Genomic DNA, 20,453 nt, shown 5'->3' on the forward strand with positions numbered 1-20,453 from the left:
CCTCTGCCTGACATAAACCTCCCTGTTGCCAGTCGGGCTTGAATCAAATCTATCAGAGTGATAATCCGTTATACTTTGACAGCAGAACATCTGCAAAGTCTCCCGGATCCACCGTAACATCACCGCTGTACTTCTTCTTCATCGCAGCTACAAGATCGCTTCTCACATCAGAAGCCTGTGAAAGAGCTTCCTTAACCGTCTGAAAATCCTTTCCTGCAGAAGAGATATCTACCTCGTCTTGTCCGTTAGCCCTCTTTAAAGCCTTGGAACCGGAAGGCCGCCTTGTCTGATATACCTGTGTTATAGCATTATAAGCACTGATTCTCATACAGGACACTCCTTTCCGTTACTCTAATTTTTCTTTTCACCTTTTGTATCGGTAGCTGCCTCTGTTTTCTTAACACCTTTTTTTAAAACTTTTGTTTACAAATAAATACATTTAATATATACTATTGAAACCGAAGGCAGGAAGGTCTGCCGTTTTTTGAAAGGATCATCTGATGGCATATAAAGCAGCGATTTTTGATATGGATGGAACAATCCTGGACACACTCTCTGACCTGACAAGCGCCCTTGATCATGCAATGGAGCAGGCAGGCCACAGGCATGACTTTTCAAGGGCTGATATAGCAGCCTTTTTCGGTAGTGGCGTCTATGTTGCAATAAAGCGCGCTCTTTCGGTAGAGAACGGTTTCCCGGAGGACAGGCTCTGCCTGATAGGCACTCCCGATGAGCCGGATGACTGCTTCAGTGACGAGGCCGAGATAGATCGCATTTCCCAGATCTACAGGCCCTACTACGATACTCACTGTGATATAAAGACCGGCCCATATCCCGGCATCCCCAGGCTCCTGTCATCCCTGAGAGAGCGCGGGATCAGGACGGCTGTCGTCTCCAACAAGCCTGATCCCGCAGTAGCTACTCTTGTAAAGGACAAGTTCCCCGGGCTCTTTGATTTCGCTCTCGGAGAAAAGGATGGCATAAAAAGAAAGCCCGCTCCTGACATGGTAAATAAATGCCTGCAGGCATTAGGCTTATCCGCTAATGAATGTGTATATATAGGTGACTCGGAAGTGGATCTCGCAACCGGAAAGAACTCCGGCCTCGACGTGATAAGCGTAGACTGGGGCTTCCGTTCCAGAGCCTTCCTTGAGAAGCTCCCTGCAGAAAAAATAGTTTCATCAGCCATGGAGCTCCTTGATGCTATAGAAATGGCCTGAGGGCTTCCCTATTGGCCTGCTATGATCTGTATATCCATATCGCACGCCCCGCTTATTCCCGGAACTACCCCCTCGTTCGAATACTGCCAGAAATCAAAATCATATGGTGTCTGGGGCAGCTTCTCATAATCGGCATACCATACAGGTATATCCGTTAGCGCTGACAGATCCAGTGAATAGGCTTCCCAGAGCATATTTGCATAGACCATGGGCTTATAGCCGGCCTTCTTTATACGGTCACAGAAGGCAGAGGCATTCCTCGTGAACTGTTCCCTGCTTACAGATGATGTACGGGCAGCCGGATCCTTGCTATGGTCCTTTAGCAGGATATGCTCAGGATCATAGCATACCGGCAGGTCAAGATCCCTCCCGCCAAGGATCGAGATCGCGTAGTCTGCCTCCTCTGCTGCCTCTTTCTCATTTATAGCCTGGGAAAACACATAAACACCCACATCCAGGCCTGCTGCCTCTGCATCTTTGATATTTTTTCTTGCAAGACTATCCTCATTAAGGCTTCCTGTATGGCCATAGCCTCTGTAGGCTATCCTTATTATGGCAAAGTCTATCCCGGCTTCCTTTACCTTTTTCCAGTCTATACTGCCCTGATGTCCTGATACATCCACGCCCATCCTGGAGCTGTGCCCTTCATCCTTATAGGAAAGAAAGCTGCCATTATGGACAAAGCTTCTGTCATCATACTCATTTGCCGGAATGGACGGATCTGTATAGGTCTCATAGGTCTGTCCGTATACATCGCGAAACTTGAATTTATGCCTTGTCGGCTTCTCCTGCACGCTGCTTCTATCCCTGTAAGATGCCCTCTTAGACCTCTGTTCCTTTTCGCCCGCATTTACTGAAGCTTTCCCCCTTTTCTCCTTCATTGCCTCCCCGCCTGCTCCGCAGGCCGTAAGAGCAAGTGAACATGCAAAAGCTAATACAAATACCGATATTATCCTTTTTCTCACACCAGACTCCTTATATTACCTGCCAAGATAGTCATCATAGCTGCGGATTGATGCATCAGAATATCCGAAGCTAAGCCCACGATAGAGCACCTCAGTATAATAGGATTTGTGCTTCTTATCCGCATCGTCCTCACTTGGCGGAGTATCAAGCTCCATAAGCATCAGTTTCCCGTCTGAAACATCACCTGTGCATACCAGATATCTGATAGTACCATCCTTTTTCTCGCCTGTCACTACCACATAAGCCTTATCTCCCTTTGTCTTTTTAAGGAGTGTGTATGGTGATGAGATAGCGGTATTTTCCTTCATGCTGTTTTCAAGAGCGCTTGCCATCTGGTCCGTAGAGCCATCTCCTCTGATCACAGCCAGCTGATATAAAAGCCTTGACCCCTCCGAGCCAGTAAAGCGTATACACTCCTTATTCTTATGATCGAAATCCCTTAGTATATCTGTTGTGGTACCAGCCCTGTCGCTGTAATCCACATCATCATACAGGTCCATTGGATAGAGAAAGCTGAAGCTGCTATCTGCCTCACTGATATATGATGTATAGTCAGGCAGTGAAAGGACGTTGGAATAATCCTCTACAGTTGAGGACTCTATCGAAAAGTAAGGACTTTCATCGTCCTCCTCGTCCTTTGCATCATTTCCCTCCTTATCCCTGTCCTTATCACTGCTTTCCATTTTGGATCTATCTGATTCCTCTGAAGACGCCTTACCTGCGTCAGATTTCTTGTCGTCCTTATCAAGAGTCTTTTCCTTTGAGCTGGATGCACTTGTCATTTCATTTCTTCCTGTGGCAAAAGGTCCCAGCCTGAAGTGCCAGGATATTACCACAAGCGCTATCAGGACCGTAAGAGCAAGGATCACTGTCACCACTATAAGGCGTGAATTTGAGGATCCGCTTACGCTCCTTTCATTGACAGCCCTATCATATCCACCTTGATCGACTGGATCTGCAGATGAAACTGGCTGTCTATTCTTTCTTTTATCTACCGAGGTTCCGCAATATTTACAGAAATTCGCCTTATCCGGTATTTCCTTGCCACAGTTCCTACAGTACATTTAGCTGACTTCCTCCTTATACATAAATAAAAAGGCCGGCGACTTTGGTCGCGGGCCTTTATCATGTCCTACCATTTTCTATCGGATCATATTCGAAATATCATTCTCCCCGACTGATTACAGCCTTAGCCGTATGAATCTCTTATGCTTGTGACAGGTCATGGTTTCCGGCCATGAACTCTACATACTTACCTGTTCCTATAGCCACACAGGTCATCGGATCCTCAGCAGTCATAGTATTGATACCGGTCCTTTCCTCCATCAGCTCCTCGAGTCCACGGAGAAGCGATCCGCCTCCGGTCAGGATGATGCCTCTGTCTGCAACATCTGCTGCCAGCTCAGGCGGTGTCTTCTCAAGCACCGAATGAACTGCTTCTACTATCTGGGCAGTCGGCTCGCGAAGGGCTTCCTCGGTTTCCTCAGATGAGACCTCAATAGTCTTCGGAAGCCCGGTTACCAGGTTACGTCCTCTTACGTCCATTGTCTCCGGCGTCGTAAGAGGATAGCATGTCCCTATATTTATCTTCATATCCTCTGCCGTTCTCTCACCGATCAGAAGATTATGCTTCTTTCTCATGTATCTGACCAGGGCCTCATCGAAATTATCCCCGGCGATCTTTATAGAGGTAGAGACTACCGATCCGCCAAGCGAGATAACAGCGATATCAGATGTACCTCCTCCGATATCGACTATCATATTACCGCAAGGTCTGCTTATGTCGATTCCGGCACCGATTGCTGCCGCAATAGGCTCCTCTATGATAAACACCTCTCTGGCTCCTGCCGAATATGCAGCATCCTCTACCGCACGCTTCTCGACCTCAGTAACACCTGAAGGTACGCAGACAGAGATACGAGGCTTTCTATAGCTTCTCTTGCCAAGTGCCTTCTGGATGAAGTACTTGATCATCTTCTCTGTGACAGTATAGTCAGAGATGACACCCTGACGGAGTGGTCTTACAGCTACTATATTTCCCGGAGTACGGCCAAGCATGAGTCTGGCCTCCTCTCCGATAGCTTTAATCTTATTAGTATCACGATCGAATGCTACGACCGATGGTTCCTTTAATACTACTCCCTTGCCCTTAAGGTAAACCAGTATGCTTGCTGTTCCTAAATCTATTCCAATATCTGTGGCAGCCATTATGGTGCTCCTTCCGAAAATTATTTTAAGTCATACATCAAATATTATAAAATCATTGGATGAATTTTTCAAGTATTTTCTGTAGTGGCCAGGGGCCAGGGTTTAGGGTCCAGGGGTTAGGGGATAATACTGATCCAGACCCTGACCCCTAGCCCCTATCCCCTAACACCTTCTTCAGATACTGGCCTGTATAGCTCTTCTTCACCTTGCAGATCTCTTCAGGCGTTCCCCGGGCTATTACAGTACCGCCTCCGTCTCCGCCCTCAGGGCCAAGATCTATTATATAGTCGGCTGTCTTTATCACGTCGAGATTATGCTCTATCACGACTACAGAATTACCTGTATCTGAAAGCTCTCTAAGGATCGATACCAGCTTTCTCACATCCTCGAAATGAAGCCCCGTGGTCGGCTCGTCAAGGACATAGATAGTCCGTCCTGTGCTCCGTCTCGAAAGCTCAGTGGCCAGCTTTATCCTCTGGGCCTCTCCTCCCGAAAGCTCTGTCGATGGCTGTCCAAGCCTAATATATCCGAGTCCTACATCCATAAGGGTCTTTATCTTGCGGTGGATCGATGGAACAGCTTCAAAAAACTTAACTGCCTCCTCAACGGTCATATCAAGTATATCATAGATAGACTTTCCCTTATACTTCACCTCAAGCGTCTCCCTGTTGTACCTCTGACCATGGCAAACCTCGCATGGCACATATACATCAGGCAGGAAATGCATCTCTATCTTTCTGATACCGTCTCCTCCGCAGGCCTCACACCGGCCTCCCTTGACATTGAAGGAAAACCTTCCCTTAGTGTATCCCCTGGCCTTTGCATCAGGTGTCGAAGCGAAAAGATCCCTGATAAGATCAAAGACTCCGGTATAGGTAGCCGGATTTGACCTTGGTGTCCGCCCTATAGGAGACTGATCTATATCGATTATCTTATCAAGCCCTTCTTCTCCCTCTATCCCGTCGCTGTCTCCAGGGATCGTTCTGGCACGGTTCAGATCTCTGGCTAGTGTCTTATATAATATCTCATTTATAAGAGATGATTTCCCCGAACCTGAAACTCCGGTAACCACGGTCATTATCCCAAGAGGGATCCTTACATCTATATTTTTAAGATTATGCTCCCTTGCTCCCCTTATAGTAAGAAAACCGGAAGGCTTTCTCCTGTTCTCCGGCACTGGAATCTTCTTTTTACCGGAAAGATACTGACCAGTAAGGGAATCAGGGCAGGCTTCTACCTCCTCAGGAGTCCCGGCAGCCACTACCTCTCCTCCATGCTCACCTGCTCCCGGCCCTATATCCACAAGGAAATCTGCCTCTCTCATCGTGTCCTCGTCATGCTCAACCACGATAAGGGTATTTCCAAGGTTCCGAAGGCCCTTTAGGGAAGCCAGCAGCTTGTCATTGTCTCTCTGATGCAGACCAATGGAAGGCTCATCGAGAATATAGACCACTCCGACAAGTCCTGATCCGATCTGAGTCGCAAGCCTTATACGCTGGGCTTCTCCTCCTGAAAGAGTCCCGGTAGCCCGCGAAAGAGACAGATAATCAAGTCCCACATCATAGAGAAAGCCTACCCTGGCCTTTATCTCCCTTAAAACAAGTCTTCCTATCTTCATTTGCTGGTCTGAAAGCTGCATATTTTCCAGAAAGGGCTTCAGCTCCTTTATGGACATAGTTGTCATCTCATAGATATTCTTGTCAGCCACAGTAACCGCAAGTGCCTCAGGCTTCAGTCTCTGTCCATGACAGACAGGGCATGGAGTTATTCTCATGAACTCCTCATAGCCTGCCTTTGCCGAATCGGATTTTGTTTCCCTGTATCTGCGCTTTGTGTTTTCGATAAGTCCCTCAAACTGCACATCATATACTCCGCTAGACCATCTGCCCGAATAATGCACCTTTACAGTCCTGTCAAAACCATTTATGAACATATCCCTGATATTTGCTGGAAGCTGTCTGTATGGAGTGTCCAGAGAAAAACCGTATTCCTTTGAAAGAGCCTCAAGAAGGGCATGGGAATAGCTTTTGGGATCCTTTGAATTCTGCCAGCCTATGACCTGAACGCAGCCCTCGTTGAACGAAAGCTTCTGATCAGGTATCATAAGTCTCTCGTCAAATTCCATTCTGTATCCGAGTCCGTAGCATTCAGGGCAGGCGCCAAATGGATTGTTGAAGGAAAAGGTCCTTGGCTCTATCTCATCGATCGAGCTACCGTCATAGGGGCATGAATAGCTTTCTGAAAACCTCATCGGTTCGCCGCCTATCACATCTATTATCACAAGCCCGCCTGAAAGCTTCAGGGCATTCTCAAGAGATCCTGTAAGCCTTGACTCTATACCCTCCTTCATTGAAAGTCTGTCTACGACTATCTCTATATTATGCTTTTTATTCTTGTCGAGCTTTATGTCCTCGTTCAGGTCATAAAGATTGCCATCAGCTATCACACGGACATAGCCGCTCTTTCTCGCTCTCTCAAAAAGCTTCTCCTGGGCGCCCTTCCTGCCCCTTACAACAGGAGAAAGGACCTGGAATTTCGTCCTCTCAGGAAGCTTCTTTATGGCATCGCACATCTGATCCACGGTCTGTCTGTAGATCGGCCTTCCGCATTTGGGACAATGAGGTATCCCGCACCTGGCATAGAGAAGTCTCAGATAATCATAAATCTCAGTCACAGTACCGACTGTTGAACGGGGATTATGGTTGGTAGACTTCTGATCTATGGATATTGCCGGAGGCAGTCCCTCGATCTTATCCACATCAGGCTTTTCCATCTGCCCTAAGAACTGTCTCGCATAGCTCGACAGAGACTCCATATATCTCCTCTGTCCCTCGGCAAAGATAGTATCAAAGGCCAGCGAGCTCTTTCCAGAGCCTGACAGCCCTGTAAATACAGTAAACGAATCCCTTGGAATGTCAAGATCTATATTTTTAAGATTATGTACCCTTGCCCCCCTGATCCTTATGTACTTACGCGGTATCAGCGAATCAGCTGCTTTCTTCACTCTCAGCGACCTCCTCGTCCCTAAGCATATTTTTAAGTTCTATCATCCGGTCACGATACTCAGCAGCTGCTTCGAAATTCAGATCTGCCGCTGCCTTTTCCATATCCTTACGGATCTTGTCTATATATTTCTTCAGTTCAGAAACGGACATCTCCTCAGGCTGCTTGTCCATGTCCTTTTCATTCACAGCCACCTGTCTGGAAACCGCTATCACATCGGATACTGCCTTGCTGATAGTCTTAGGAGTGATATGATGCTTCTCATTGTAGTCCTTCTGGATACGCCTGCGTCGCTCTGTCTCGTCGATAGCCCTTTTCATAGAATCCGTGACAGTATCTGCATACATTATCACATGGCCGTGATCATTCCTGGCTGCCCTTCCTATCGTCTGAATCAGAGAGGTCTCGTTACGGAGGAATCCCTCCTTATCAGCATCAAGGATAGCCACCAGAGTTATCTCAGGTATATCAAGTCCCTCCCTCAGGAGGTTGATGCCGACAAGCACATCAAATACATCGAGACGCAGATCTCTGATTATCTCGGCCCTTTCAAGAGTATCTATATCCGAATGCAGATACTTTACCCTGACTCCCAGCTCCGCAAGATATTTGGTCAGATCCTCTGCCATACGCTTTGTCAGTGTTGTGACAAGGACCTTGTGATGACCTGCGGTTTCCTTACTGATTTCAGAATAAAGATCATCTATCTGTCCCTCGGTAGGACGGACATCTATAGACGGATCGAGAAGACCTGTAGGTCTTATGACCTGCTCTGCCCTGAGAAGCTCATGCTCCTGCTCATATCTGCCCGGTGTCGCAGAAACAAAGAGCAGCTGGTCTATCTTTGACTCCCATTCATGGAAATTAAGCGGTCTGTTGTCAAGAGCCGACGGAAGTCTGAAACCGTAATCCACAAGGGTTGTTTTCCTGGCCTTGTCACCGTTGTACATTCCCCCTATCTGGGGAACAGTGATATGGCTCTCATCTATTATGGTAAGAAAATCATCTCCAAAATAGTCGATAAGACATTTCGGAGGTTCTCCTGGAGCTGCTCCTGTAAGGTGTCTTGAATAGTTTTCTATTCCTGAGCAGAAGCCTGTCTCACGGAGCATTTCTATATCAAAATTAGTACGCTCGGCAATCCGCTGAGCCTCAAGCAGCTTGTCATTAGCCTTGAAAAAGCTTACTCTCTCCTTAAGCTCCTGTTCGATGGTCTCGCAGGCCCTTTCTATCTTCTCCTTGGGAACCACATAATGTGATGCAGGGAAAATAGCGCAGTGTGACAGCTCATAGTTGACCTTTCCCGTCAGAGGATCAGTCTCTACTATCCTGTCGATCTCATCTCCAAACCATTCTATCCTGTATGCATAGTCGGTTGTGTTAGCAGGTATCACCTCAAGCGTATCTCCCCTCACGCGAAAGGTTCCTCTTTTGAAATCCATATCATTCCTCAGATACTGCATATCGACAAGCTCTTTTATTACCTCATCTCTGTCCTTGTCCTGTCCGGGCCTGAGAGAGACCATCATATTCTCATAGTCATCCGGGCTGCCGATTCCATAGATACAGGATACTGAGGCAACGATTATCACATCTCTTCTTTCAGAGAGAGCTGCAGTAGCCGACAGGCGCAGCTTGTCTATCTCATCATTTACTGCTGAATCCTTGGCTATATAGGTATCAGACGAAGGCACATAGGCCTCAGGCTGGTAATAATCATAGTACGAAACGAAGTATTCGACGGCATTCTCAGGGAAGAATTCCTTCATTTCGCTGTAGAGCTGGCCGGCCAGAGTCTTGTTATGGCTCATTATCAGAGTTGGCTTATTAAGCTCTGCTATAACATTTGCCATTGTAAAGGTTTTCCCGGATCCTGTGACCCCGAGCAGGGTCTCGAACTGGTTTCCATCCCTGAAGCCGTCCACCAGCTCCCTTATAGCCTCAGGCTGATCGCCTGTCGGCTTATATTTAGAATGTAGCTTGAATGTCTCCATATAGTTGCTGTGTCAGCTCACCTTAATTCCTTCATCGCCTGGATCATCTCGACATCGTTAGCCGTAACCCTCATATTGGTGACGACCTCATCCTCTCCCGGCTTCTTCACTGATATCTCTATCACTGAGCCCTCAGGAAGGCCCTCGGTCCCGAAGACTGTAGCAAAATATGAAACGACCTTGGGATGATCTGCCTGAAATCTTGCCATAAGTCCCCTGATCTTAAACAGTGCTGTAGGATTCATTACCTGCTCCTTTCACTTCTCATCAGATACGCCCATCTGCCGACTGCGCAGCTGATAACAATTACATAACCTATTACCGAAAAACGATCAGGCAGCTCATCGAATATGACTGCTCCCCATATCGATGCGAAGAGAACCTGAGCGTAGTCAAATACTGAAATATTCTTTGCCGGTGCATATTTATAGGCTGCTGTGACAGTAAACTGTCCGCCTGCTGCTGACAGTCCGGCAAGGATCATGAAAAGCCACTGAAGCCGGCTCATCGGATGGAAATCTATGATCATGGATGGCAGACACAAAAGGCTTGTAAATATAGAGAAAAAAGCCACTATCACCGGCCCTCTCTCTCCCTGCTGTCCCAGCTTCCTGACGAAGGTATAGGCTATTCCTGCGCCAAGTCCTCCAATCAGTCCGAACAGAGCATAGACAGATGCCATATTAGCCGATGGCTTTATTATGAATACAGCTCCTATAAAGGCTATCACGACGGCGATCCAGTCCGATCTTTTAGGTATCTCCTTCAGTATGAAGATAGATGCTATTATTGCAAAAAACGGTGACATCTTGTTCAGGATATTCGCATCGGCGAGACCTATCCTGTCTATTGCATAGAAATTAAGTATCATGCCAAGTCCTCCGCTTATTGACCTGGCAAGAAGTCCTGGAAGCGAGCCCTTCCTTATATGAAATTTCTCCTCAGTCCTTGACAGGGCGGCCACTGCTATTAAAGCTGCAAATGCATTCCTGAAAAAGCATTTCTGTATCGTAGGAATATCTCCTGTGAGTCTGACGAACAGAGTCATAAGTGAGAAAAAGAAGGAATCCGCTATAACAAGTCCTATTCCGATCGCTGCCTTATGTCTTGTACTAATTTCATTCATAGTTTATTATTATATCACGAATAGGAAGAGTCTTCATAAAAACTTTGTTAATCATTATCTATAGATGATCGGAGGAAAATAATGTATCTGATAGCAGGGCTTGGAAACCCAGGAAGCAAATACGAGCATACCAGGCATAATGCCGGCTTTGAGACGATCGATATGCTTGCCGCATCAAACGGCATTGAGATAAACAAATCAGAAAGAAGGGCCCTGACCGGGACTGGAATCATAAACGGCCAGAAGGTACTTCTTATAAAGCCACAGACTTTTATGAACCTGAGTGGAGAGTCAATAGGAGACTTTGTCAATTTTTACAAGACAGACCCTGCCACAGGCCTGATTGTTTTTTCAGATGATGTGACCCTTGCACCTGGCAATATAAGAATCCGCAAGAAGGGCTCTGCAGGTGGACACAATGGCCTCAAAAATATTATCGAGCATATCGGCACCGATCGTTTCATCAGGATAAGACTCGGTGTCGGCATCTTTGAGAACGGAAATGATATGGTTTCCTTTGTCCTTGGATCCCTGTCAAAGGATGAGCTGCCTTTCTTTGAGGAGGGCAAAAAAAGAGCCTGCAAGGCAGCAGAGCTGATCCTCGCAGGCGAAATCGATCAGGCAATGAACGAGTTCAATCAGAAGATCCGTTAGATCCCCAGCCTTGTATTATTCTCGACTACGATCTTGATCTGATCATCGCCGACATAGCTGGTATCTGACAGAAGAGTCTCATTGCTTTCAACTATACAGTTCTCAACGCGGACATTATCTCCAATGTAGGCCCCGTTGAGGACTATGGAATTCTTTATCACTGTATTGTTGCCGATGAATACATTCTTGAAGATCACCGAATGATCCACGACACTGTTTATAATAGTTCCCGATCCGATCAGTGAATCATGAACAGATGCTCCGTCATTAAACTTGGCAGGCGGAAGATCCTGTGCCTTTGAATAGATCTTCGGTTCGCTGCCAAAGAAGAATTCTCTTACCTCAGGCTTGAGGAAATCCATATTGGTCCTGAAATAGGAATTGACTGATGCTATATTACTCCAGTAGCTGTCAACCATATAGCCATATATCTTCTTCATCCCGGTATAGCGGATCAGGATATCGGTTACGAAATTGTATCGTCCCTCCGCGTTGCACTGTTCAAGAAGCTCTATCAGCTTCCTGCGGCGGATGACATAGGTTCCGGTTGAAACGATATTCGAGTGAGCGATCATCGGCTTCTCCTCGAACTCGCTTATAAGTCCGTCCGGATCTATCTTTACTGTTCCAAACCTGCTTATATCATCCCACTCAGGTGCCTTTGTGCATACTACTGTGATGTCTGCCTGCTTCTGTATATGAAAATCAAGTATAGGAGAAAGATCTATCTTGCAGACACAGTCTCCGCTGGTGATCACCACATAAGGCTCATGGCGCTTCTTGAGGAAGTCTATATTCTGCCACATAGCGTCAGCAGTGCCTCTGTACCACCAGCTGTTGTCAGCGGTGACAGTAGGAGTAAAAAGGAAAAGTCCGCCCTGCTTACGTCCGAAGTTCCACCATTTGGATGAATTCAGATGCTCATTTAATGAACGGGCATTGTACTGCGAGAGGACTGCCACTGTCTGTATGTTGGAATTAGTCATATTCGACAGTGCGAAGTCAATGGCTCTGTAGCTGCACCCAACCGGCATCGCTGATATAGCCCTCTTATCGGATAAGCTCTTCATTCTGGTGGAATTTCCACCTGCAAGGATTATTCCTAGTGCCTTCATGACTGATCACCTGCCTTTATCAGATATCCACCGCTCGGCAGAACCCCGTCAGGATAATCCTCCTGATCTGTCACGCCTCTTATAGCGGTATTCTTTCCAATAGTTACATTAGCAGGGATCACAGAATTGTCTCCGATCACTGCCAGGCCGAAGCCGTATATCTTCGGATTGAGCTTGCTGTCTTCCTCCTGGCCTATTCCTATCTTAGCATTCTCACCGATCACGCAGTTCTCTGCAATGATTGATTTCTCTATATAGGCTCCCTTGCGGATAACAGTATCCTTCATTATTATGGAGTCCTTGACTATAGCTCCTTCTTCTACAACCACCCCGGCTGAAAGCACTGACCCGTGAACCGTACCATTGATGTTGTCCCCGGCACCAATTATTGCCTTTCCCACTGTGGCATCCGGTCCTATATACTGTGGCTCGATCTTGTCCTGCTTGGTATAAATCTTCCAGAATTCCTCATACAGATTAAACTCAGGGATCAGGTCTATAAGCTCCATATTAGCCTGCCAGTATGATCCCAGTGTCCCTACGTCCTTCCAGTAGCCATTGAACTCATAAGCGAATATTCTCTTGCCATTGCTGTGGCAGTAAGGAATTATGTGCTTACCGAAATCGCAGTTGCTCTGATCCTTTAATGATAACAGAGCCTCCCTCAGAACAGGCCATGAAAATATATAGATTCCCATCGAAGCAAGATTACTCTTCGGATGCTCCGGCTTCTCCTGGAAATCACGTATCCTCTTATTCTCATCAGCGATCACGACACCGAAACGGGATGCCTCCTCCATAGGTACAGGGATCACTGCAAGAGTCACATCTGCCTGATTCTGCTTATGGAAATCAAGCATTGCCTCATAATCCATCTTATAGATGTGATCACCTGAAAGGATCAGCACATATTCAGGATTATATGCCTCCATATACTTCATATTCTGATAGATGGCATTGGCTGTGCCCGAATACCATTCAGAATTATCGCTTCTCTCATATGGAGGGAGAACTGTCACGCCGCCATTATTACGGTCAAGATCCCACGGAGTACCGATACCTATATGAGTATTCAAGGCAAGCGGCTGATACTGTGTCAGAACTCCGACTGTGTCGATCCCTGAATTGATGCAGTTGCTGAGGGGAAAATCAATGATCCTGTACTTTCCACCAAACGCTACTGCCGGCTTGGCCACGTCTGATGTCAGAACCCCAAGCCTGGATCCCTGACCGCCGGCCAGGAGCATGGCTATCATTTCTTTACTACTCATTTAAAAACACCTCTCATCTATTCCTGCCATCTTCACAGATCCCCCGATCCCCTTATCCTGAAGAAGTCTTGGGAATAATTACCAAAAGTTTTAAGTGCCTCTTTTAAAATTATAGCATATTGCACAAGAATGTCCACCTTTTTTTAATGATATTTGTAATTTATTATTGGCGATAGAATTTACAATAATATGATTGCAAGTTTTTATTTCCGTGATATAATAGTATAGTTGACCTGTTAAGAATCTGATTTCGGAGGTAAATATGATTCAGACAAGAGAAGATATCAGAAATGTCGCCATTATCGCCCATGTCGATCACGGCAAGACGACACTCGTAGACCAGCTCTTAAGACAGAGCGGCGTCTTCCGCGAAAACCAGGAGGTTGTGGAGCGTGTCATGGATTCCGGCGATATAGAGCGTGAAAGAGGTATCACGATCCTGTCAAAGAACACTGCTGTAAAGTACAACGGAGTCAAGATCAATATAATCGACACTCCGGGACATGCCGACTTCGGCGGAGAGGTTGAGCGAATCCTCAAGATGGTTGATGGTGTCGTTCTGCTCGTTGATGCCTTTGAGGGCGTTATGCCTCAGACCAAGTTCGTGCTGATGAAGGCCCTTGCCTTAAACCTTCCGGTAATCGTCTGCATAAACAAGATCGACCGTCCGGGCGCAAGGCCTGCTGAGGTCGTTGACGAAACTCTCGAGCTCTTTATGGACCTCGATGCTACTGACGAGCAGCTTGACGCCCCATTCATCTATGCTTCTGCAAAGGACGGATATGCGATAAAGGATCTTGATGACGAAAAGAAGGATATGACTCCTCTCTTCGATGCCATCCTCAAGTACATACCTGCTCCTACAGGTGATCCTGATGCAAATACTCAGGTCCTGATCTCCACTATAGACTACAACGACTATGTAGGACGTATAGGTATAGGAAAGGTTTCTAACGGCAAGATCGTGCTCAACCAGAACGCTGTCGTAGTAAACCATCATGATCCTGACAAGAAGGAAAACGTCCGTATCACAAAGCTCTATGAGTTCGAGGGACTCCAGAAGGTTGATGTGAACGAGGCCAACATCGGCTCCATTGTAGCCATATCCGGTATTGCAGATCTTCATATCGGAGATACTATTTGCGGAACCGACAGTGAGCCTGTCGCAATACCATTCCAGAAGATTTCAGAGCCTACGATTGCTATGAACTTCATAGTAAATGACAGCCCATTCGCCGGTACTGAGGGTAAATTCGTTACAAGCCGCCATATCAGGGACAGACTTTATAAGGAATTGAACACAGATGTATCATTAAGAGTTGAGGATACGGACAGTCCTGATACTTTCAAGGTTTCTGGCCGTGGTGAGCTCCATCTGTCCGTGCTTATCGAGGAGATGCGACGCGAGGGCTATGAGTTCGCTGTAAGTAAAGCTGAGGTCCTTTATCATACCGATGAGAACGGCAAGAAACTTGAGCCTATGGAAAGGGCCTATGTCGATGTACCTGACGAATTCCAGGGTGTCGTAATCGAGAAGCTCTCTGCCAGAAAAGGTGAGTTGCAGAATATGCGTCCTATCACTGGTGGATATACCCGTCTTGAGTTCGTCATTCCTGCCCGTGGAATGATCGGATACAGAGGCGATTTCATGACTGATACCAAGGGTAACGGTATCATAAACACTGTCTTCGAGGGATATGCCCCTTACAAGGGAGAGATCGCCTACAGAAAGCAGGGCTCTCTTATTGCCTTTGAGACCGGAGAATCCGTCACATACGGTCTCTTCGCCGCCCAGGACAGAGGAACCCTCTTCATTGGACCTGGTGAGAAGGTTTACTCAGGAATGGTCATCGGCGCATCAAACCGTGCTGAGGATATAGAGATCAATGTATGCAAGAAAAAGCATCTGACCAATACACGTACATCATCCTCAGACGAGGCTCTTACTCTCGTTCCACCTAGGAGGCTCTCACTCGAACAGGCACTTGACTTCATTGAGACTGATGAGCTTCTCGAGGTCACTCCTGAAAACCTTCGTATAAGGAAAAAGATCCTCGATCCTCTTCAGAGAAAGAGATCAAACATCAGAAAGCAGCAGGGCTGATCAGATAGCTATATTACAAAGCGGGGCTTACCCCGCTTTTTTATCTGTTCAAGAATAGTCTTGTTTGTCCTTTCACTTAAACCTGATCCGCCCTTAGAGCTATAGTCCTTATGATCACCGCATATATCAAGGGCAAGGCAGCTTCTGACTGAACAGATCACAGGAAGGATATGGTCCGGCGTATAGTCTCCCTGACTCCAGTCCGTTCTGGCATAGTCGGTATTAAATATATCCTTGTCAAGTGATATATATATATCCATCCGGGAATTTATCTGCTCTATCGCATCCACAGCCTGATCAAGGGTGCAGACCCTTATCTTGTCAGGAAGTGGTCCTGCTTCTTCTATAAGCTTCGGATCCACACCTGCCATTATCACCTGTTTTAGATTATCAAGGCTTTCACAGGCCTTTCTTACCCAGTCCCCGCATGAGGTTATATCAAAAAAATCCGGCAGCTTGGCATCCGGATGATTATCAAGCAGAAGGAGGGCAAAGGAAGTCCTTATCCTTTTCATCAAAAGAAGAGACATATAATGATAGTTTCCTGTATCGATGAATCTGACAGGAGGAAGCTCGCCAAAAGAATCTATCCTGCGGCCTATCTCCTTCTCGGCTTCTTCATCACAAAAGCAGTTGGTCCCCTTTATATCAGTCAGATCAACTGTATTATCCATTCCATCATATATGCCACTCAAATTAAACCGAATAAAGTTTACAGATTTTCTTGAATTATCCATAGTTTTTTTGTACAATATATACAAAGTTACTTAGTGATCAAATTAGAAAGGCGGTAACTTATGTATCCAATTATTACGATCAGCCGTGAATTCGGCAGCGGCGGCCACTCTATAGGAGAAAAGGTCGCTAAAAAGCTTAATGTTCCTTTCCTTGACGGAGAGATCGTCACAAAAACCGCTGAAGAAAGCGGCTACGCCAGAGAACTGATCGAAGAACAGGGAGAGACGACCAGCGCAGCCAGCAAGTGGTTTGATATTTCTGCTGCCAGCGCCATGTATTTTCAGAGTCCTCAGGACGAGATCTTCCTTGCTCAGAGAAAGGTTATTCTCGATGCAGCCAGAAAGGGTCCATGTGTGATAGTTGGACGCTGCAGTGACTACATATTGAAGAACGCTGAGATACCATGTCTTAATATCCTGATCCATGCTGATATGCCGCACAGAATCACAAGAGTTCTCGAGAGATACGGCGATATCACCAATGTAGATGTCCGCAAGCGTATCCAGAAGAAAGACAAGCAGCGTCGCACCTACTACCGCTATTACACCGACCAGCAGTGGGGCGCATATTCGAATTATGATCTGGCTCTTGACTCAGGCACTCTCGGCGAGGAGACCTGTGTCCATATCATCTGCGAGCTGGCAGAGAAATGGGAAGACAGGGACTAGAAATCATGATTCAGGGATCAGGGTTAGGTGACCCTGATCCCTGACTACTGACTCCCGATTCCTTGTCCACACAAGAATTCCAGAACGATAAAGCATTCAGCATCCAGTTTTCGGCATTTGTATGTTTTCCTATTCCTACTCCATGTGGAAGACCGAAGAACTTATCATATTTATACGGAACTCCGTTCTCCTCAAGGGCCTTGGCCAGCACGTCTGTATGGGCTGCTGTAGGTACCAGCACATCATTTCCGCCCCCGAACATATAGACCGGAGGATAATCAGGAGTTATCCATTTCTGAACGCAGAGAGATTCCCTTTTGTTTTTCCTGAAATGACCTCTCGGGCCAAACATATAAATATTTCCTCTTTCAGATAGCCATATACCCATTAGCGCTACCCATATATTCCAGTATGGATGCTGCATCCAGTGATTGACATTTGTCCAGGGATAGCCAAGTATAAGGCATCCAGGCTTCTTTGCATTATACTTTTCATAGCCCCAGGCTCTTGTACCAAAGATGCCCGCCAGATTTCCTCCGGCAGAAAAACCGATAACAGCATATCCATCCATATCTACGTTAAACTGCTCAGCCCTTGCCTGGATGAATCTGACAGCTGCTGAAAGATCATGCATGGGAGCATGAGATGAGCAGTCAAGCCCGGCTCTGTATTCAAGCACAAATGCAGTATATCCAAGCTCATTCAGTCTGGCTGCTACCGGATAGCCTTCCTTTACAGTACAAAGATGTGCATAGCCACCTCCAGGGCAGACAATGATACATCTTGTCCTTTTTCCTGAATCATTTGGGAAAACAGAAAGCCTTACGGCTCCTCTTTTTTTCCTCTCAGCAATCTCCTCCATCGAGTATACCGGATACTGCCTGAATCGACCCTCTTTCTTCAAAAGCTCCATCCGGCTCAGACCTCTTTTTTTATCACAGGCAATATTGCTGATCACATACATTCTTATCACGGAGTATACAGTCAGGATAAATGTAAAGATCAGGTATATTCCAAAAATATTGAAAACAATTTCTCGCATAGACCTAATACCGTTTGTCCAATGTCCTTATAAAACGCATCTTCTCATCGGGCGTAAGCTTCTTATCAGGCTCTGAATCGATCTTGACTCCCTTTAGCTTGAGTCTGGCCTTGCAGCGGTTGCAATAACGCCCTGTATTTATCGGAGCCCCGCAGATCTCGCAGAAAAGTCCGCTGGTACCGTCATTCTTGAAATAAAGTCTCTCCTCATGGATCCAGCGGTAAAGCTTCTTCACAGGAATCCCAGTATCAAGCGAGGTCTGCTGAAGACTTGAATGATCATGAGTCTCCAGATATTCCCTGACCTTTTCAAACTCCTCCTGCTCCCTATGCATACAATCAGGGCAGACATCTGGACCAAATCCGCTGTAAGCGAAAACCCTTCCACATATCTTACAGTAATGAAGATCTTTAATATCAAGGCTTTCTCTATAAAGCCTCTTACGTTCCGAGTCGTAATCTGTCAAATTATTCCCTGCCATAGGGACTCACCTTCTCTCCTTAAGAACCTAATCAGGAAGTCAAATCAGCCCTTAAGCCCTCTGGCCTGACGGTCCATATCCTCAATAACTATATCGTATATCTCACCCAGAGATGCACAATACTCCAGAACCTTCCATGGTTCATTCGTATGATAATGGATCTTGATCAGATCCTCATCTCCGACAGCAAGGAGACAGTCCCCCTTGAAATGCTCGACAAAGTAATCATTAATCTGATCCTCGTCAAGATCCTCACCATCTATTAAAAGCTGTGTATCATATCTGTACTCTAACATAAAATTCCTCCTGGCTTGTATCTGTTTCTGTACATCTCATTATACCGTAAAGCCCCTGCTTGTTCAAGTAGAGGAAGCCAGATAAGGGCTGTTAAAAGACCCTAAAGCCGGCAATTCAGGGTCAGGTACAGTATATAATCATCTGATCATTACAGATCTTACGCAGGCCGGACTAGTAAATAAATGTATCAAAATAAAAGGCCCTTAATATATAAGTAAGAAAACTTAATATGCTTTCAACAGTTATAAGTAAGTATTTTGTATCACAATAGATATTTGTTAATATATCCTTGCAAATATTATAAAAAAAGTATAAACTGTTTTTGTATCTATAATCTTTCTCAGAAATGGAGGACATCAAATGAAAGCAAAAAGAAAGATCGTAGCCTCGATGATTGCAGCATTTCTACTGCTGGTCAGTGTAATGACACCAGCTGGACTAATCAAGGCCGAGGCAAAAACGAAAACAAGAAACGTTACAGTCGGAGGGATCGTATTAAAGATACCGACCGTCTACAAGACAAACAAGGACTTAGATTTCAATGGCTATAAACTATACATGAAATCAACCAGTTCAAGCGATTTAAGCTCCGGAAAGATCCAGTACCTCTGCACTATGACAATGGATATGTCAAAGGAAGAAATGAATTTTTCTGATACTGACCTTGACACTATGGCCAGCCTGATTCAGAGTTCAGCAAACAGTCAGACAGATAAGGAAGGCAAGATTAAAAACCTTAAGAAAAAGAAGATAGCAGGCTATCAGGGACTGATATTTGACTACAATGTTCCAACAGACAAGGGAACAATTAGAGAACGAGCTCTTGTCATTGCAAACAAGGATTCAGAAAAAATCGTTATGGTTGCAGCGGTAGAAAGTAATGGCAATGGCAAAAGCTTAAATGTGATCAACACTATTGCAAAGACAGCAAAGAAAAAGAAATAAGATCTCCAGGAAATAAACTCCAGATCAAATATCAAAAAATGAAACAGCCTTCAGGTAAGATACCTGAAGGCTGTTTTAGTATAGATAACTACTATCATCATCGTAATGACATCTAAATTCTCATGTATGATAGCCGTTAAATATTATCTCCTGTGAAAATCCAGCCGACATCTTCCGCGATAAGGAATGATTACAGCAAGCAGGTATCAGACTATTTTTCATCAGAATTTCGTGAAGTAAACGTGAAGTAAATCGTGTCAAGACGTTGCCTTTTTGGGTAAAATTTTACCTTTTTGGACAAATAAAAAACAACCGCAAACAGGCGAAAAATAAGGAGTTCAGCTATTTAACTGAACTCCTTCAAAAACTCCCCGAGTAGGGCTCGAACCTACAACAACTCGGTTAACAGCCGAGTGCTCTACCATTGAGCTATCGAGGAATATAAAACAAGTACCTTCAAAACTTCATACAGAACCATGCTTTCTAAGGAAGTTCTTTTCGCTAAGCTCGCACTTCGTCTTTGACTCGTGCTCGCTAATCTCAAAGAACGATCTCGCTTCGGATTCGAGCTTCGTCTTTGACTCGCTCTCATCTCGAAGCTTTTGCCCCACTTCTAAATTC

At 45.7% G+C, this 20,453-nt stretch carries 19 protein-coding genes and 1 tRNA gene; 5 read left to right on the forward strand and 15 right to left on the reverse strand.

Features of this window, described 5'->3' with window-relative positions; translation table 11 throughout:
- Positions 1–52 precede the first annotated feature (52 nt).
- The gene (locus ACTNCK_RS06050) at positions 53–328 is read right to left on the reverse strand and encodes a flagellar biosynthesis anti-sigma factor FlgM (RefSeq protein ID WP_441081627.1); all 276 of its coding nucleotides are present in this window, start codon (positions 326–328) and stop codon (positions 53–55) included.
- Positions 329–500: 172 nt separating this feature from the next.
- On the opposite strand from ACTNCK_RS06050, the gene ACTNCK_RS06055 reads away from it, so the two are divergent.
- Positions 501–1,220 carry an HAD family hydrolase gene (locus ACTNCK_RS06055; protein ID WP_441081628.1) on the forward strand — a complete coding sequence of 240 codons (720 nt, stop codon included), beginning with the start codon at positions 501–503 and terminating at the stop codon, positions 1,218–1,220.
- Between the two features lie 8 nt (positions 1,221–1,228).
- Here the strand turns inward: ACTNCK_RS06055 and ACTNCK_RS06060 are convergent, their stop codons facing one another.
- The 7 genes from ACTNCK_RS06060 to ACTNCK_RS06090 form a co-directional block, all read right to left on the reverse strand.
- Entirely contained in the window at positions 1,229–2,185 is a 957-nt protein-coding gene (locus ACTNCK_RS06060) for a glycoside hydrolase family 25 protein (protein WP_441081630.1), read from the reverse strand.
- Between the two features lie 15 nt (positions 2,186–2,200).
- Entirely contained in the window at positions 2,201–3,250 is a 1,050-nt protein-coding gene (locus ACTNCK_RS06065; protein ID WP_441081631.1) for a zinc-ribbon domain-containing protein, read from the reverse strand.
- Between the two features lie 142 nt (positions 3,251–3,392).
- A complete protein-coding gene (locus tag ACTNCK_RS06070) occupies positions 3,393–4,394 on the reverse strand; it encodes a rod shape-determining protein (protein ID WP_441081632.1) in 1,002 nt (333 codons plus the stop codon).
- A gap of 148 nt (positions 4,395–4,542) precedes the next feature.
- Positions 4,543–7,398, reverse strand: a complete 2,856-nt coding sequence (gene uvrA, locus ACTNCK_RS06075) for an excinuclease ABC subunit UvrA (RefSeq protein ID WP_441081633.1) — start codon at positions 7,396–7,398, stop codon at positions 4,543–4,545.
- The gene (uvrB, locus tag ACTNCK_RS06080) at positions 7,382–9,391 is read right to left on the reverse strand and encodes an excinuclease ABC subunit UvrB (protein ID WP_441081634.1); all 2,010 of its coding nucleotides are present in this window, start codon (positions 9,389–9,391) and stop codon (positions 7,382–7,384) included. The genes uvrA and uvrB overlap by 17 nt, the downstream gene beginning before the upstream one ends.
- A gap of 17 nt (positions 9,392–9,408) precedes the next feature.
- Positions 9,409–9,636 (reverse strand): hypothetical protein, encoded by a 228-nt coding sequence (locus ACTNCK_RS06085; RefSeq protein ID WP_441081635.1) that lies wholly within the window; start codon positions 9,634–9,636, stop codon positions 9,409–9,411.
- Entirely contained in the window at positions 9,636–10,517 is an 882-nt protein-coding gene (locus ACTNCK_RS06090) for a DMT family transporter (RefSeq protein WP_441081636.1), read from the reverse strand. The genes ACTNCK_RS06085 and ACTNCK_RS06090 overlap by 1 nt, the downstream gene beginning before the upstream one ends.
- Before the next feature lie 81 nt (positions 10,518–10,598).
- Between ACTNCK_RS06090 and pth the strand changes: the two genes are divergently transcribed.
- On the forward strand, positions 10,599–11,171 hold the full coding sequence (gene pth, locus ACTNCK_RS06095) for an aminoacyl-tRNA hydrolase (RefSeq protein WP_441081637.1): 573 nt from the start codon (positions 10,599–10,601) through the stop codon (positions 11,169–11,171).
- Here the strand turns inward: pth and glgD are convergent.
- Together glgD and ACTNCK_RS06105 are read right to left on the reverse strand one after the other, a co-directional pair.
- The gene (gene glgD / locus ACTNCK_RS06100; protein WP_441081638.1) at positions 11,168–12,286 is read right to left on the reverse strand and encodes a glucose-1-phosphate adenylyltransferase subunit GlgD; all 1,119 of its coding nucleotides are present in this window, start codon (positions 12,284–12,286) and stop codon (positions 11,168–11,170) included. The two genes, pth and glgD, sit on opposite strands and share 4 nt — an antisense overlap.
- Positions 12,283–13,557, reverse strand: coding sequence for a glucose-1-phosphate adenylyltransferase (locus tag ACTNCK_RS06105; protein WP_441081639.1), 1,275 nt, complete (start codon positions 13,555–13,557; stop codon positions 12,283–12,285). The genes glgD and ACTNCK_RS06105 overlap by 4 nt, the downstream gene beginning before the upstream one ends.
- 262 nt (positions 13,558–13,819) lie before the next feature.
- Between ACTNCK_RS06105 and typA the strand changes: the two genes are divergently transcribed.
- Entirely contained in the window at positions 13,820–15,661 is a 1,842-nt protein-coding gene (gene typA, locus ACTNCK_RS06110; protein WP_441081640.1) for a translational GTPase TypA, read from the forward strand.
- A gap of 8 nt (positions 15,662–15,669) precedes the next feature.
- Here typA and ACTNCK_RS06115 read toward each other — a convergent pair whose 3' ends face one another.
- Positions 15,670–16,398, reverse strand: a complete 729-nt coding sequence (locus tag ACTNCK_RS06115; RefSeq protein ID WP_441081641.1) for a hypothetical protein — start codon at positions 16,396–16,398, stop codon at positions 15,670–15,672.
- 60 nt (positions 16,399–16,458) lie between these two features.
- Here ACTNCK_RS06115 and ACTNCK_RS06120 point away from each other — a divergent pair, with 60 nt between their 5' ends.
- Positions 16,459–17,067 (forward strand): AAA family ATPase, encoded by a 609-nt coding sequence (locus ACTNCK_RS06120; RefSeq protein WP_441081642.1) that lies wholly within the window; start codon positions 16,459–16,461, stop codon positions 17,065–17,067.
- 10 nt (positions 17,068–17,077) lie between these two features.
- Here the strand turns inward: ACTNCK_RS06120 and ACTNCK_RS06125 are convergent, their stop codons facing one another.
- The 3 genes from ACTNCK_RS06125 to ACTNCK_RS06135 are packed head-to-tail and all read right to left on the reverse strand — an operon-like array spanning position 17,078 to position 18,886.
- The gene (locus ACTNCK_RS06125) at positions 17,078–18,109 is read right to left on the reverse strand and encodes an alpha/beta hydrolase (protein ID WP_441081643.1); all 1,032 of its coding nucleotides are present in this window, start codon (positions 18,107–18,109) and stop codon (positions 17,078–17,080) included.
- A 4-nt stretch (positions 18,110–18,113) separates the two neighbouring features.
- On the reverse strand, positions 18,114–18,590 hold the full coding sequence (locus ACTNCK_RS06130; RefSeq protein WP_441081644.1) for a hypothetical protein: 477 nt from the start codon (positions 18,588–18,590) through the stop codon (positions 18,114–18,116).
- 44 nt (positions 18,591–18,634) lie between these two features.
- Complete coding sequence (locus tag ACTNCK_RS06135) at positions 18,635–18,886, reverse strand: kinase to dihydroxyacetone kinase (RefSeq protein ID WP_441081645.1); 252 nt, start codon at positions 18,884–18,886, stop codon at positions 18,635–18,637.
- Between the two features lie 361 nt (positions 18,887–19,247).
- Here ACTNCK_RS06135 and ACTNCK_RS06140 point away from each other — a divergent pair, with 361 nt between their 5' ends.
- On the forward strand, positions 19,248–19,832 hold the full coding sequence (locus ACTNCK_RS06140; RefSeq protein WP_441081646.1) for a hypothetical protein: 585 nt from the start codon (positions 19,248–19,250) through the stop codon (positions 19,830–19,832).
- A gap of 367 nt (positions 19,833–20,199) precedes the next feature.
- Here the strand turns inward: ACTNCK_RS06140 and ACTNCK_RS06145 are convergent.
- A tRNA-Asn gene (locus ACTNCK_RS06145) sits at positions 20,200–20,271 on the reverse strand.
- Positions 20,272–20,453: the final 182 nt, after the last annotated feature.

The organism is Candidatus Weimeria sp. HCP3S3_B5 (assembly GCF_052064335.1).
Lineage (GTDB): Bacteria > Bacillota > Clostridia > Lachnospirales > Lachnospiraceae > Weimeria.